10 protein-coding genes are annotated in these 13,438 nt (G+C 65.8%); 2 read left to right on the top strand and 8 right to left on the bottom strand.

Annotated features, from left to right (window positions below; all coding sequences use genetic code 11):
- Nucleotides 1-5: 5 nt before the first annotated feature.
- The 3 genes from JXA24_01915 to JXA24_01905 all read right to left on the bottom strand — a co-directional run bounded on the left by JXA24_01915 (nucleotide 6) and on the right by JXA24_01905 (nucleotide 2,857).
- Nucleotides 6-368, bottom strand: a complete 363-nt coding sequence (locus JXA24_01915) for a PqqD family protein (GenBank protein ID MBN1282511.1) — start codon at nucleotides 366-368, stop codon at nucleotides 6-8.
- The gene (locus JXA24_01910; GenBank protein MBN1282510.1) at nucleotides 337-2,313 is read right to left on the bottom strand and encodes an oligopeptide transporter, OPT family; all 1,977 of its coding nucleotides are present in this window, start codon (nucleotides 2,311-2,313) and stop codon (nucleotides 337-339) included. The genes JXA24_01915 and JXA24_01910 overlap by 32 nt, the downstream gene beginning before the upstream one ends.
- Before the next feature lie 94 nt (nucleotides 2,314-2,407).
- Nucleotides 2,408-2,857 carry a nuclear transport factor 2 family protein gene (locus tag JXA24_01905; GenBank protein ID MBN1282509.1) on the bottom strand — a complete coding sequence of 150 codons (450 nt, stop codon included), beginning with the start codon at nucleotides 2,855-2,857 and terminating at the stop codon, nucleotides 2,408-2,410.
- A 185-nt stretch (nucleotides 2,858-3,042) separates the two neighbouring features.
- Between JXA24_01905 and JXA24_01900 the strand changes: the two genes are divergently transcribed.
- A complete protein-coding gene (locus JXA24_01900; protein MBN1282508.1) occupies nucleotides 3,043-5,052 on the top strand; it encodes an oligopeptide transporter, OPT family in 2,010 nt (669 codons plus the stop codon).
- A 109-nt stretch (nucleotides 5,053-5,161) separates the two neighbouring features.
- On the opposite strand, the gene JXA24_01895 is transcribed toward JXA24_01900, so the two are convergent.
- The 5 genes from JXA24_01895 to mutS are packed head-to-tail and all read right to left on the bottom strand — an operon-like array spanning nucleotide 5,162 to nucleotide 12,816.
- Nucleotides 5,162-5,500 (bottom strand): hypothetical protein, encoded by a 339-nt coding sequence (locus JXA24_01895; GenBank protein MBN1282507.1) that lies wholly within the window; start codon nucleotides 5,498-5,500, stop codon nucleotides 5,162-5,164.
- 2 nt (nucleotides 5,501-5,502) lie between these two features.
- On the bottom strand, nucleotides 5,503-5,712 hold the full coding sequence (locus JXA24_01890) for a hypothetical protein (GenBank protein ID MBN1282506.1): 210 nt from the start codon (nucleotides 5,710-5,712) through the stop codon (nucleotides 5,503-5,505).
- A gap of 9 nt (nucleotides 5,713-5,721) precedes the next feature.
- Complete coding sequence (gene glnD / locus JXA24_01885; protein MBN1282505.1) at nucleotides 5,722-8,340, bottom strand: [protein-PII] uridylyltransferase; 2,619 nt, start codon at nucleotides 8,338-8,340, stop codon at nucleotides 5,722-5,724.
- A 26-nt stretch (nucleotides 8,341-8,366) separates the two neighbouring features.
- A complete protein-coding gene (locus tag JXA24_01880; GenBank protein ID MBN1282504.1) occupies nucleotides 8,367-10,190 on the bottom strand; it encodes an N-acetylmuramoyl-L-alanine amidase in 1,824 nt (607 codons plus the stop codon).
- A gap of 34 nt (nucleotides 10,191-10,224) precedes the next feature.
- The gene (gene mutS / locus JXA24_01875) at nucleotides 10,225-12,816 is read right to left on the bottom strand and encodes a DNA mismatch repair protein MutS (protein MBN1282503.1); all 2,592 of its coding nucleotides are present in this window, start codon (nucleotides 12,814-12,816) and stop codon (nucleotides 10,225-10,227) included.
- 179 nt (nucleotides 12,817-12,995) lie between these two features.
- On the opposite strand from mutS, the gene JXA24_01870 reads away from it, so the two are divergent.
- A complete protein-coding gene (locus tag JXA24_01870; GenBank protein MBN1282502.1) occupies nucleotides 12,996-13,427 on the top strand; it encodes a hypothetical protein in 432 nt (143 codons plus the stop codon).
- Nucleotides 13,428-13,438 lie beyond the last annotated feature (11 nt).

Genomic DNA, 13,438 nt, shown 5'->3' with positions numbered 1-13,438 from the left:
TTCTGCTATTCCGTCCGGCCTGCGGAGGGGGCGTACAGCTCCACGAACCTGTCCTTGTGGAGGATGGTGAAGAAAGCCTTGAGCCTCTGATCCGCCGGAGCGGCCCTCTCGCCGAAATGCCCCTCCATGGCCTTCGCTATCTCGTCGAACGGGGTATTCCCGTCCAGCCTTCGCCACACGAACGTGCCGAGATCGTCGAGCTTCACCCTCATGTGGGGCCTCTTGAGGCGCGGCTGCAGCCAGCGGGCGAGCGGCCCCCTGCGGAAGCGCGGCACGAGGAGGACGGCCCGATCCTCCGGGCCGTCCTCCCACTCTACCGTGCGCTTTGCGACTACGTCATGCCATTGCTGCGGGTGGTGCCGGTTCATCTGGACTCCCTGCGTTCTTGAGCGGGAACTTGACCAGCACGTAGCCCAGGGCCACGAAGATCACGATTCCCCATATGAATGAAGGCGATGCGAAGACCGCGGGAAGGAAGATGTTGAAGACCGCGAGCCCCGCGATCACCAGCCCCATCAGCGCCTCGCCCGCGATGAAGCCCGACGCCAGGAGCACGCCGCCGTTCTCCATGCGGATCTTCTGCGCGTCGTTGAGCTTGCGTCGCTCTGCAAGCTTGTCCGCGATAGCGCGGATCATGCCGCCGACGAATATCGCCGAAACCGTCCCGAACGGGAGGTACATGCCCACCGAGACGAGCATGGGGCTTCGGACCTGAACGCAGATCATGGCGATCGCCATGAGCATGCCGACGATCACCAGGGGCCACGCCATCTCGCCCGCGACGATCCCCTTGGCCAGCATCGCCATGAGGCCCGCCTGAGGCGCCGGAAGAGCCTGACCTCCGAGGCCTGTGCCGCCCATGTTTATGTCCGCCTGGTGCAGGAAGATGATCGGGACGAACATCACGACCGCAGAGACGAGCACCGCTATGATGTTGCCGGACTGCATCTTCCAGGGCGTGCCGCCGAGGAAGTGGCCGACCTTGAGGTCCTGGAGCATCTCGCCGGCGACCGCCGAGGAGACGCACACGACCGCCGCGACACCCAGCACCGCCGCCACGCCGGAGACGCCGGAGACGCCCATGAAGACCATGAGCAGCGCCGAGATGATCAGCGTGGAGATGGTGAGCCCGGAGACCGGGTTGTTCGACGATCCGATCATGCCGACCAGGTAGCCGGAGACCGCGGCGAAGAAGAACCCCGTCACGACCATGACCACGGTGGCGATGACCGCGCCCTTAACGTCGTTGCAGAAGTAGTAGTAGAGGAAGCCCATGGCCACGGACACGAGGAGTATCAGCGGGGCCACGACCTTGAAGCTGATGTCGCGGTCGAGCCTGCTCTTCTCCTCGCTCGCGGTGGCGGCCTTCTTGAGGTCGCCGATGGAGCGCACAAGGCCCGTCACCAGGCTCTTGCGCATCCGGTATAGCGTGTAGCACGCGGAGACGAGCATGCCTCCGATGGCGATCGGCCTCACCATGTACTTCCATGCCGCGTAGGACATCGAGACCCAGTCGAGGTTCATCCCCTCCTGAGCCATGACCGGCTCGAGCGATGGGCCCACGAAGTACAGCAGGAGCGGGACGAACAGCCCCCAGGCGAGTATGCCGCCGGCGAAGTTGAGAGCCGCGAGCCTGGGACCGATGATGTAGCCCACGCCGATGTAGGCGGGAGAAACGTGCGGCGTAGTGAGCAGCGTGCCGCCGCCTGCGCTGACCTTTGTGATCAGCTCGCCCTTGCTGGTGAACAGGCCCACGCCTGTCTTGGCGAAGTGTATGAAGCGCTCCCAGCTGGTGGCGAACAGCGACAGCGCGCCTGCCAGCTGGACGAGGGCGCCGCCGATCATCGCCCATATCAGATAAACTGCGCCGCTGCCGCCCTTGCGGCCCGCCTTGTGTATCTCTGCCGCGGCGATCGACTCCGGGTAAGGAAGCTCCGCGTCCTCGACCATGACTCGACGGAGCATCGTGACGAAGAGGATGCCCAGCACGCCGCCCACGGCCATGATGCCCGTGGCCTCGAGATAGTGCTGCACCGTCGCCATGTCGGTCCAGACGCCGGCCAGGAAGAACGCCGGGAGCGTGAAGATGGCGCCCGCTGCCAGCGACTCGCCGACCGAGCCGACGGTCCTCGCGATGTTCTCCTCGAGTATGGAACCCTTGAATATCCTGAGGAATGCCATTCCCAGGACCGCGGCCGGATAGGTGGCGGCGATCGTCATCCCGGCGCGAAGGCCGAGATAGGCGTTGGCCGCGCCGAGCACCACCGTCATGACAAGTCCGAGCACCAGCGCCCTTACCGTGAATTCCCGCATGTCGGTGCCCTCGGGCACGTACGGGGTGAACCGCTGCTTTTCCATAATGCCTCCGTTTCCTGTTGCGTGTCGTCAATCCCCCGGTCGACGGCCGTCAGTCGAAACGGACGCCGTGTGTCTCAAGGTAAGGCACCGCGTGCGGGTGGAACGGCACCGAGCGGTGGAACTGGACTATCGTCCACTGCCCGTTTCTGTTCTCGGCGATGCCGGTCAGGCGCAGGTTGCACTCGTGGGTCTCGCCGCCGGTCAGAAACTTCCCGTGCAGGTCCTCCGCGAACCACGCCACCTTTCCGTCGGTCGAGAAGCGGATCATCGGGGTCCCGCGCTTCCAGTGGATCTCGTCGAGGGCGCCGAACAGCTTCTCGGTCGCCGAACGGTAGGACTCCCAGCCGTGCCAGTACTCACCCTCGTCGGTGCCGTAGGCCACGAAGTCCGCGTCCCTGGCGACAGTCTGGGCCAGGAGATCGATGTTGCGGCTCTCGTACGCCTTCATGAACCGATCGATGAGCTGGGACACATCATTTGTGTTGTACTGCGCTGCCATAACCCCCTCCTTTCGATCCGTGGAGGGCCGGCATGCCCCGCCTGGCCCTGGTTTGAAATCCCGCCTGCCATAGCACACGGCGGTGAAAAGGCAAGCGCGATCATGTGTTTGACACAGGCTTCCCGATCGGGTAGTGCGGGAAAAACCGCCTGCCTCCGCAGGCCTTCTTCTCAAGGGGGAGATAAATGTCGAACGAACTTAAGCCCTATGTGCCGGCAGAGGCCGGAATGGCGGAGTTCACCATCAAGGCCCTGATCCTGGGCGTCCTCATGGCGGTCATCCTCGGCGCCGCCAACGCCTACCTCGGCCTCAAGGCTGGCATGACCGTGTCCGCCTCTTTCCCTGCCGCGGTCATAGCGATCGCGGCCTTCAGACTCCCCTTTTTCCGCGGGACCGTGCTCGAGCAGAACACCGCGCGAACCGCGGCCGCGGTCGGCGAGGCGCTGGTGGCGGGGGCGATATTCACCCTCCCCGCCTTCGTCATGGTGAGCCTCGACGGGGAGCGGCTCTGGACAAGCTTCAACTACTGGGAGTCGTCTCTCATCTGCCTCGTGGGCGGCCTCATGGGCATCCTCTTCGTGATCCTCCTGCGCAGGACCCTGCTCGTGGACGCGGACCTGCCTTTCCCCGAGGGGTACGCCTGCTACGAGATCGTCAAGAGCGGCCAGAGCGGCGCGAGCGGCGCAGGGTACGTCTTCGGCGCGCTCGGGCTGGGAGTGCTCGCCGAGATGCTCAAGAACCCGGGCGGCATAGCGATCTTCAAGGAGACCAGGGAGTTCTTCATCCACTTCCCGCGCTCGGTCATCCACCACTTCAACCGGGGCCAGGAGCCGCTGGCCGACATCGGCCACACCGGCGGCGTGGCGTTCCAGTCGCCGCTCGCCTCGCCCGCCCTCATGAGCGTGGGCTACATCATCGGCCCCAAGTACTCCTGCATCAACTTCGCGGGAGGGGTCCTGGCCTGGCTGGTCCTCATACCGCTGGCCCTCTTCATCAACCCCTCGTTCATGGAGCAGCTGTCCGCCGGGGGCTCCATCGTCTCCCACGAGGACATGGCCTACACCGCCTGGTTCAACCTCGTCAGGCCGATCGCCGTGGGCGGGATGCTCGTCGGCTCCATATACACCCTGTACGGGCTGCGCGGTTCGCTCTTCAGCGCGGTCAAGGGGATATTCAGCAGGCATGCGCACCACGAGGTCAAAAAATCCAGGACCGAGCGCGACCTGAACCTGAAGGTGGTTCTTCTCGCCGGCCTCGGCCTGGCGATACCCATGGCCTTCATCTACCACTATTTCACCGACAACATGGTGGGCACGATCGTCTCGGTGGTCGTGATGATGATAACCGGCTTCCTCTTCGCAGCGGTCGGAGGCTGGCTCGTGGGGATCGTGGGCAACTCCAACCAGCCGGTCTCGGGCCTCACCCTCTCCACCCTCATCATCGCGGCCCTGGTGATGGTGATGTTCGGGCTGAAGGGGCTGCCCGGCATCGCGGCCGTGCTCGCGATCGCCGCGGTCGTCTGCTGCATCGCCTGCCTCTCGGGCGACATGATCCAGGACCTCAAGGTCGGGCAGCTCATCGGCGGCACGCCCTGGAAGATGGAGCTCGCCGCAATAATCGGCACGGTGGTCGTGGCGTTCACCCTGGTCGTGCCTATCATCGTCCTTCACGAGGGCAACATCGCCGCGGGCGGCCTCGGGATCGGCGGGACCACGCTGCCTGCGCCGCAGGCCGGCCTCATGGCACAGCTGGCAAAGGGGATCATAACCGGCGAGATGCCGTGGGGGCTCCTCATCATAGGGATGTTCTTCGCTCTCTCCCTCATTCTCATCAAGGCGCCGGCGCCCATGCTCATCGCGGTCGGCATGTACCTGCCGTTCCAGGCGACGTTCGCGATATTCGTGGGCGGCGTGATCAAGTGGATAGCGGACCTGCTGGCGAAGAGGCGCGGCACATACGTCGAGGGGCTCGAGGGGCCCGGCGTCCTCATGGCCTCCGGCTTCATCGCGGGCGAGGCGATAACAGGGGTCCTGCTCGCCGCGCTCGTGCTCGTGGGCATACCTTCGCTCTCGGGCAGATTCTTCGGCATGGAGGAGCTGCCCATACTGTCGTCGCACGGCGGGTGGCTGTCGCTTCTGGTCTTCGCAGCGGTCGCCTTCTCCCTGATCTGGCTGCCCTCGAGGAAGAAGGCGTAAGGCACAGGGCCCAAGGGCCGCGGAAAAATGAAAACCCCGGGTGTCCCGCCCGGGGTTTTTTCTTGTCCTCCACCGCCAATCACGAGTTACGAGTCACGAGTCACGGCCTTCAGAACCCCTCCTCCACCTTGAGCTTCTTTATGATCCGCTCGATCTCCTCCTCGCTGGCCCCCTCGCCGAAGATCACCCCTTCGTCCTCGCCGAGGGACCCCTCCTCCGCGAAGCCCGCAAACTGCGGGGAGCGCAGGTCCTTGCGTATGACGTCGGCGTAGTCGTCCGGGTTCTCCCTGCAGACGTGCTCGATGTAGCGGTTGAGCCTGCGGATGGCCGCCCGCTTCGACGCCTGTTTGATGCTGCTCCAGTGCTTGAGATAGTGCATGCGGCAGTAGCCGTCGGTGGTGGCGGCGTCCCTGCAGTCAGGCTCCTTGCATATCTTTATGCGGGCCATCTTCACCCCTTCCTTGCATCGTCGAGCGCCTTGCGCCACGACTCCCGCCTCGCGAGAGACGCGGCGCGCTCCTGATCGATCTCGGCCTTGAGCCCCTCGCCCATCACCTCGGAGGTCCTGCTGCGCAGGTAGCGGCGGTCCCTCACGTACGTCCCGACAAGCAATGCGACGGCGACAGCCCCTGCCAGTCCCGCGATGATGTACCAGACCATATGAAGGCCTCAGTCGGCGAGCGCGTCGGACAGCGTCCGCCTTATGCGCTCGATCCCCTCGGGGGAGTCGATCTTTCTCCCGTCCGGGCCCTTAATATAGAAGACATCTATGACCCGGTCAACATGGGTGGTGATGCGCGCCAGATCTATCATGAGACCAAGCTCGTGTATGGCGTCCGCTATGGTGTAGAGCAGCCCCCTGCGGTCGTCGGCCGATATCTCCACGACCGTGTGCATGGCCGAGACGTCGTTGTCCACCGTGACCTCGACCGGCGACCTCGCCGCGTTCCACGCCATGAGCCTGCGCCTGAAGCGGCCGCCGACGATCTTCGCAAGCTCCCTCTCGCCCGAAACCGCCTGCGCGAGCTCCGAGCGGATCCTGGACCAGCGCTCCGCGTCGTCGAACGGCCCGTGAAGGGAGTCGGTTACCCACAGGACGTCGATGGCCTTCCCCTCGGTCGAGGTGTAGAGCTGGGCGTCGATTATGTTTGCCCCGTTTGCGGAGAGGACCCCCGCGATCTTGGCGAAGAGGCCCGGCGAGTCTTTGGTCACCACCGAGAACTCGGTGCAGCCCCTTGCCGCTATCTCCCTCGTGACCGTGGAGACAGGCCGATCGCCCATCTCCCTCGACATCATGAAGTGGGCGGCCAGCGACTCCGGCTCCACGGAGAAGAGGTACCTCTCGGGCAGCGTCTTGAGGAACCGCCTGAGCTCCCCCTCGTCGCAGCCGGCGCCCATCCTCCGCATCGCCGATTTAACTATCCTCTCCGCCTCGCGCCCACGCTTGACCGCGCTCACCTCGCCCGCCGCCATCTGCCGCACGGTCCTCGAATAGAGCTCCTCCAGCAGCCCGCCCTTCCACTCGCTCCACACCGACGGGCCCACGGCCCTGAGGTCGGCGTAGGTTATGAGGTAGAGCATTGCGAGCATCTCCGCGGAGCTGACCGACTGAGCGAACCTCTCGATGAGGGAGGGGTCCCTTATGTCGCGCTTGAATGCGAGTATCGACATGAGCAGGTGCGATCGGACGAGGTACTCGACGTCCCGGCAGTCGACGGGGTCGAACCCGAGCCTCGAGGCTATCGCCGCGGCGATTGCGGCGCCCTTGTTGGCGTGGTCGCCGCCCCTCCCCTTGCCTATGTCGTGGAGGAACGCCGCGAGCGCCAGCACCGCGGGCCTCTTCACCTGCGCGAGCGTCCTCGAGAGCGCGTGTCGGCCCCCGGAGCGGGCGAGCGCCGAGATCTCGGCGACCGCCTTCACCGAGTGGACGCCGACCGTGTAAGAGTGCAGCCCGTCGCGCTGGGCGCTGTGGAAGAGCGCCGCCATCTCCGGGAACGCCGCGTCGAGCGCCCCGCACTCGCGCATCTGCGAAAGCACCGAGTCGAGAGAGTCGAGTTTCGCGAACATATCCCTCAGGGCCGGGGACGCGGCCCCGGAAGAGAGCCCCTCCCTCCAGCGACGGCCCGCGGCCAGCGCGCCCCTGGTCTCGGGGTCGACAGGGAGGCCCGTCCTGCCCGATGCCGCGAAAAGCCCGATCGCCTCCTCGCACGATGCGGCGGCCGGCTCCCGCTCCATTCGCAGGGTGCCGTGCTCCGTCTTCACGAGCCCGCCCCTGAGCCGCCTGCGCAGTATGAGCGAGGAGAGCCTCGAGACCGGGTGCACCTCGCGCCTTATCATCTCTATGGCCCTCTCGCACGCGAGGTGCATCCCCTCCGCATTCTCGTAGTAGCGCGAGAGGAGGCGCTGCGATCCCTGCTCGCCCGGCAGAGCGCAGAAACCGAGCCTCTTTGCCACCTCGTCCTGCACCGAGTCGGCCAGGCGGTCGTTCCACGATCCTTCGCAGAGATGCAGCGCCAGCCTCACCGACCACATGAAGCGAAAGCAGTCGTAGAGGCGGGCGAGCGGTTCTGCGCCGCCCAGGTATCGCGCCATCGCTTCCTTCCCATCCGAGCCGGGCATTGCGGCGCGCGCGGCCCACATCAGCGTATGCATCTCGCGGAGCCCGCCCTCCCCCTCCTTGAGGTTCGGCTGCGCGAGATATATGGAGCTCCCGTACCTCTCCAGCCTCCTTGCGTGCTCCCTGATCTTGCAGTCGACGAACCTGGCGCGCTGCTCGGGCGAGGCGAAGTGATCCCCGATCAGCCCCCTGAACCTGTCGTAGAGCCCCGCCGAGCCCGCGACGAGCCTCGCGTCCATCATCGCGGTCAGCGCGCGCACGTCGCTGTGCATCACCTGCCTGCAGTCGTCCAGGGTCCTGGTCGCGCCGCCCACGTCTATGCCGCTGTTCCAGAACGGATAGAGGATGGAGTCCGCGATCGGGCCCGCAGCCTCCCCCGACCCGTCGGCGACGAGGAACAGCAGGTCCACGTCGCTCTGGGGCGCCATCTCCCTGCGCCCGTAGCCGCCCAGCGCGAGTACCGCGCTGTCCCCGCAGGGGTTTGCCCGGGCATACAGGAGCGCGACCGCGCGGTCGATCATGTCGCTCGCGGCATTGCATGTCTCGAGGGAGTCGCAGCGCGAGGCGAGCGCGTCGGCGAACCAACCCCTCCTCGCTAAGACGAGATCGCGGACCGCGGCGAGCGGGTCCCTGGCGACAGCGACCTCATCGACGCAGGGCCTGTCGGGCAATCGGCTGGCTGATATCTCGGCCGGATTCACAGCGACACCAGGCGATCCTCTCTCCGCCTGAGGTATTCCGACACTCCCGCGGCCAGGGCCTCGGCGAGCCTGCCCTGGTACTTCTCGCTCGCGAGCAGCTTCTCCTCGCGCGGGTTGGATATGAACGCGGCCTCGACGAGGATCGCCGGGCACTTCGCGCCCACGAGCACGTAGAACATGGCCGACCGCACGCCCCTGTCCTTGACCGTGGCGAAACGCCCGGCGAGCCTGGACTGCACGTCGCGCGCAAGGTCGGCCGACAGGGCGGCGTCGTAGTTCTGCAGCATCGTGGAGAGGATGTGCTCGACCTGTGAGAGCTTTTTGCCTGCGGAGCTGTTCTCGCGGTCGGCGAGTTTGCGGGCAGCCTCGTCGGTGGCGTTGTCGAGATAGTAGGTCTCGACGCCGGACGCGGAGCTGTGCGTCGATGCGTTGGCGTGCACCGATATGAAGATGTCGGCCCTCTTCCTGATCGCGAAGGCGTGCCGCTCCTCAAGGGTCATGGACCTGTCCGAGTCCCTCGTGAGCCACACCCTCGCGCCGATCTCCTTCCTCAGCGCGGCGGCGATCTTCCGGGAGAGCGCGAGAGTGACATCCTTCTCCAGGGTGCCGCCTGGACCCACCGCGCCCTGGTCGTCGCCGCCGTGACCGGGATCCACGACTATCCTGATCGCCGAAGGACCGCCGGACGGTGCGGCCCCCTCCCTGTCGCCGCCGGGCCCTGCGGCCGGCGCCGCGGCGGGGGATGATGCCGACGCGGAGGTGAAGCTCACGCTGATCACCCCGCCCCGGTTCTTTATGTCGTAGCGCGTATCGGGGGCCATGACGAACGATGCCTTGATCCCGCTCGAGAGCAGCATCTTGCCGATCCTGTAGGAGACGAGCTCCCGGGTGCCGACGTCGGATTTCTTCTCGACGGCCGGCGCGGCATAGGCGTGAAACACCGAAAGATCGAGGACCGCGGGGGAGCGGGTCCTGGGACCCCGCTCGGTGTACTCGACCGCGTACTCCACGTCCTTGTCGAGGATGAGCTCCACGAGGGTCTGCCCCTTCGACTCGGTCACGCGGACCGCCTCGAGGGCCGCCCGGTCGAACGCGGTCGCCTTCGCGGTCGCCGCCGCCCTAGGGGCCGCAGGGGGCGGCGCCCGTTCCCTGCTCGCCCCCGCCGCAGGCGCGGCCGGCGAAGCCGGGGCCTCCGCGGCATCGGCCGGCGCGCCCGCCATCTCGATCGCGAAGACCTCCGCGGAGTCCATCGCCCCGGGGCCCGCCGCCTGATAACGACTTTTGCCCGCCTTCGCCGACGCGGGCGAGGCCTCCGCGGCCTTGACGCCTCCGCTCTCCAGCGCGACGCGCGCCTGCGAGACCATGTCCCCGTCGGGGTAGTTCTCTATGATGAACGTGAACGCCCTCTGCGCGCGGTCGGGCTGCTTGAGGTCGTCCCGCCGCATGACCCCTATGAGATAGAGGGCGTCGTCGGCCAGCGGGCTTTTGGGGAACTCCCTCACGAGGAGGTTCAAGTCCTTTATCGCACCCTCGAGGTCCGCCCTGCCCCTCTTATCGCTGTAGAGCGCCCCCTTGAGCTTGGCCGCGGAGAAGAGCGCCGCCGGCGTCCTGCCACCGGTGGGGTAGCTCCGATAGATCTCTTCGAAGGCGGAGATGCAGGCGCGCCACTCCCTTTCAGGGGCCGCGGACACATCCGGGGAAGTGAGCCTCGCGTAGCAGGGCTTGGCCTTCTCATAGGCGGCCACGGAGGGGTCGGCATGGACGGCGACCGGGCCGAGAACGATGGCGGCAAAGGAGCACAGGGCAGCTAGTCTCTTCATGATCAGGGGATATTATCACCAAGGGGCAGGGCTTTCAACGCCCATCGCCCCGTCCGTTTTCAACCTTCGCGGCGAGCTCATGGAGGATGTTCAGCGCCTCCAGCGGGGTCACCGAGTTCGCGTCTATCCCCCCGAGCATCCGCTCCACCTCCGATTTCGCGGAGGCGGTGAAGAGGCGATACTGCGCCGCCCGGGGCTGTGCCTGCTGCGCATGAGAGGAGGAGCCGATCCTGGGGCGCCCGGCCTCGTCGAACTCCCCCGCCTCGAGGTTGGCGAGCACCTCCCGAGCCCTGGATATCACGGCGTCGGGCAGCCCTGCGAGAGAGGCGACCTGTATCCCGTAGCTGTGAGATGTCGAGCCGGGGGTCAGTTTCCTCAGGAACACGACCTTTCCGTTCCACTCCCTCACCGCCACGTGGAAGTTCGAGATGGAGGGCCGTGTCAGCGCGAGCTCCGTGAGCTCGTGGTAGTGCGTAGCGAACATGGTGCGCCCCTTCACCCGGTCGTGCAGATCCTCCGCCACCGCCCACGCTATGGCCAGGCCGTCGAAGGTGGAGGTGCCGCGGCCTATCTCGTCTATGACCACGAGGCTCCTCGGGCCCGCCTCGCGGAGTATCACGGCCGCCTCCGACATCTCGACCATGAACGTCGAGCGGCCCTGCGCCAGCGCGTCGGAGGCGCCGACCCTCGTGAAGATGCGGTCCACGACCCCTATGCGCGCCCCGCGCGCGGGGACGAACGATCCGATCTGCGCCATGAGCGCGATCAGCGCGGTCTGGCGCATCACCGTGGACTTGCCGGCCATGTTGGGGCCGGTGATCATGAGCATCCTCAGGTCGTCGCCGTTGAGCGTCACGTCGTTGGGCACGAAGCGATCGGCGCAGAGCCTCTCCACGATGGGGTGCCTTCCGTCCCGGATGGAGATCGCGAGGGAGTCGTCCACGGAGGGCCTCGAGTAGTCGTATTCCGACGCCACGCGCGCGAACGAGGCGAGCGCGTCGAGCGTCGCGGCGGCCTCGGCGGTGCGCTGGAGCGAGGCGACCTCGCGGCCCGCCTCTTCGCGGAGCGAGGCGAAGATCTCGAACTCCATCGCCCTGGCCCGCTCCTCGCCGCCGAGCACCCTCTCCTCGTGCTCCTTGAGCTTTGGCGTGACGAAGCGCTCCGCGTTCGCCAGCGTCTGCCTGCGGATGTAGCGCGGGGGCACCCTGTCCCTGTTCGCGTTGGTGATCTCTATGTAATAGCCGAAGACGCGGTTGAACCGTATCTTGAGCGAGTTGATGCCCGTGGATTTGCGCTCCGACTCCTCCATCCCGGCGATCACCTGCCTGCTCCCGGAGACCGCCTGCCTTATCCCGTCCAGCTCGGGGCAGAAGCCCTGCCTTATGAGCCCCCCCTCGCGGGCGGAGAGGGGCGGCTCATCCACCAGCGTGCGCGCAATCCTCTCCCTGAGCTCGGGGAGGTCGTCGATCGAGCGCGCAAGGGTCGAGAGGAGCCCCTCCGTGCCAAAGAGCAGCCCCCTGATTTCAGCCGCCGCATCGAGCGAGCGGGCGAGCGCCACCAGGTCGCGGACGCCCGCGACCCCCGAGGCGGCGCGGCTGGCGATCCGCTCGATGTCGTAGACCCCGCCGAGAGCATCGCCGAGCGCGCGCATGAGGGCCGGCGACCCTGCGATCGCCTCCACCGAATCGAGGCGCGCGTTTATCCCGGCCACGTCGGTGAGGGGGGCCAGCACCCAGCGCCTCATGAGGCGGGCGCCTCCAGCGGTCTTCGTGCGGTCGAGCGCCCAGAGGAGAGACCCCTCCCTGGCCCTGTCCCGCATGGTCTCGGTGAGCTCCAGGTTTCGCCTGGTCTCCTCGTCCATGCGCATCACCCCTGCCCTGGCCGCAACCCTCACCCCCGTCATCTGACCGGTGCGGCCCATCTGGGTGGCGGCGAGGTACGACATGAGCCCGCCCGCTGCCCTGGCCGCCTCGGGCATCTCCCTCGCAAGTACCGCCGCGCCCTCGAGACCTTGTATCAGGGCGGGGTCGAACCGCTCTGCCTCGACCCTCGTGACGAAGAGATCGGGGAAGGCCCGGCCCATTGACGCCTCTATCTCAGAGGGCCCCCCGTCCGTGGATGGGACGAGGACCTCCCTCGGCTCGAGCCTGGCCAGCTCCTGGTTGAGCTCGGGCAGGCCCCTGTGAATGGAGGCCTCGAAAAAGCCGGTCGAGGCGTCTGCGCAGGCAAGGCCTATTGCCCCATCATTTATATAGACGCTGGCAAGGTTGTTGGAGCACGCAGCCTCAAGCCCCAGGCCGTCCGCTATGACCCCCGGGGTAAATACCCTTGTGACCTCACGCCTCACTATCCCCCTGGCCGCCTTCGGGTCCTCGACCTGGTCGCAGAGGGCCACTTTGTGCCCTTCTTTCAGCAATTTGACGATATAGGGCTCCACCGAATGATAAGGGACCCCGCACAACGGCACTGAATCAGGCGCGTTTTTGTTCCTGGAAGTTAATGTAATACCTAATATGCTTGAAGCTAACTCTGCGTCTTTATAAAACATTTCATAAAAATCGCCGAGCCTGAACATGAGGATGGAGTCAGGGTGCAGGGACTTTATACGCTGGTACTGCCTGAGCATGGGGGTGGCAGCGGGATCTCTGGGGTCAGGGCCGGACACAGGGGTGCGCTATCATAGCGGCACAGCCTAAGGCAAGGATAATGGAGGTGTTTTTGTCGCGTTTTTTTTCGGTCCGCACGCAACTTTTGGTCCACGGGCTGCCGATAATACTGACGAGGGGAAGGCCCCAGGAGAAAAATATGATCGGAATCATGGGAGTTCAAGCCATTCTCGGATGCGGCACGCTCATCGCGGGGCTTATCGTAGGTGCCGTGAGCATCGCTGTGAGCGTCGGCGTGGGTGTCTCACAGGCGCAGCAGGCGGAAGAGCTGCAGGACGAGATGCTCGATAAGCAGGACGAAGCGGAGGAAAAGGCGGAGAACCGCCTCCAGGCCCAGAAGGACATGGCCTACAAGCAGAACGAGCGCAAGCACCTGAAGAACATCATGGCCATGGGCAGCGCGATCATGGTCGAGCAGTTCAGGTCCAGGAAGACCAAATACGAAACGATCGCGGTCATGAAGGCGGACGCCGGATCAAAGCCGAAGGGCTACAATTATGGAAAGCCGGCCCAGCCGGCCGGCGGCTCTGAGCAGTCGAACTCGCAGTCCCAGGGCCAGACCAACGCATAAAGGAGAATATT

The organism is Pseudomonadota bacterium (assembly GCA_016927275.1).
Classification (GTDB): domain Bacteria; phylum UBA10199; class UBA10199; order 2-02-FULL-44-16; family JAAZCA01; genus JAFGMW01.
The sequence above is the reverse complement of the archived record's forward strand: the minus strand, read 5'-3'. Positions and strand labels throughout refer to the sequence as shown.

Bases quoted from the DNA above. Each gene is read 5' to 3' on its own strand.
- JXA24_01915 (MBN1282511.1), bottom strand. From the start codon at position 368: ATGAACCGGCACCACCCGCAGCAATGGCATGACGTAGTCGCAAAGCGC.
- JXA24_01910 (MBN1282510.1), bottom strand. From the start codon at position 2,313: ATGCGGGAATTCACGGTAAGGGCGCTGGTGCTCGGACTTGTCATGACG.
- JXA24_01905 (MBN1282509.1), bottom strand. From the start codon at position 2,857: ATGGCAGCGCAGTACAACACAAATGATGTGTCCCAGCTCATCGATCGG.
- JXA24_01900 (MBN1282508.1), top strand. From the start codon at position 3,043: ATGTCGAACGAACTTAAGCCCTATGTGCCGGCAGAGGCCGGAATGGCG.
- JXA24_01895 (MBN1282507.1), bottom strand. From the start codon at position 5,500: ATGGCCCGCATAAAGATATGCAAGGAGCCTGACTGCAGGGACGCCGCC.
- JXA24_01890 (MBN1282506.1), bottom strand. From the start codon at position 5,712: ATGGTCTGGTACATCATCGCGGGACTGGCAGGGGCTGTCGCCGTCGCA.
- JXA24_01880 (MBN1282504.1), bottom strand. From the start codon at position 10,190: ATGAAGAGACTAGCTGCCCTGTGCTCCTTTGCCGCCATCGTTCTCGGC.
- mutS (MBN1282503.1), bottom strand. From the start codon at position 12,816: ATGCTCAGGCAGTACCAGCGTATAAAGTCCCTGCACCCTGACTCCATC.
- JXA24_01870 (MBN1282502.1), top strand. From the start codon at position 12,996: ATGATCGGAATCATGGGAGTTCAAGCCATTCTCGGATGCGGCACGCTC.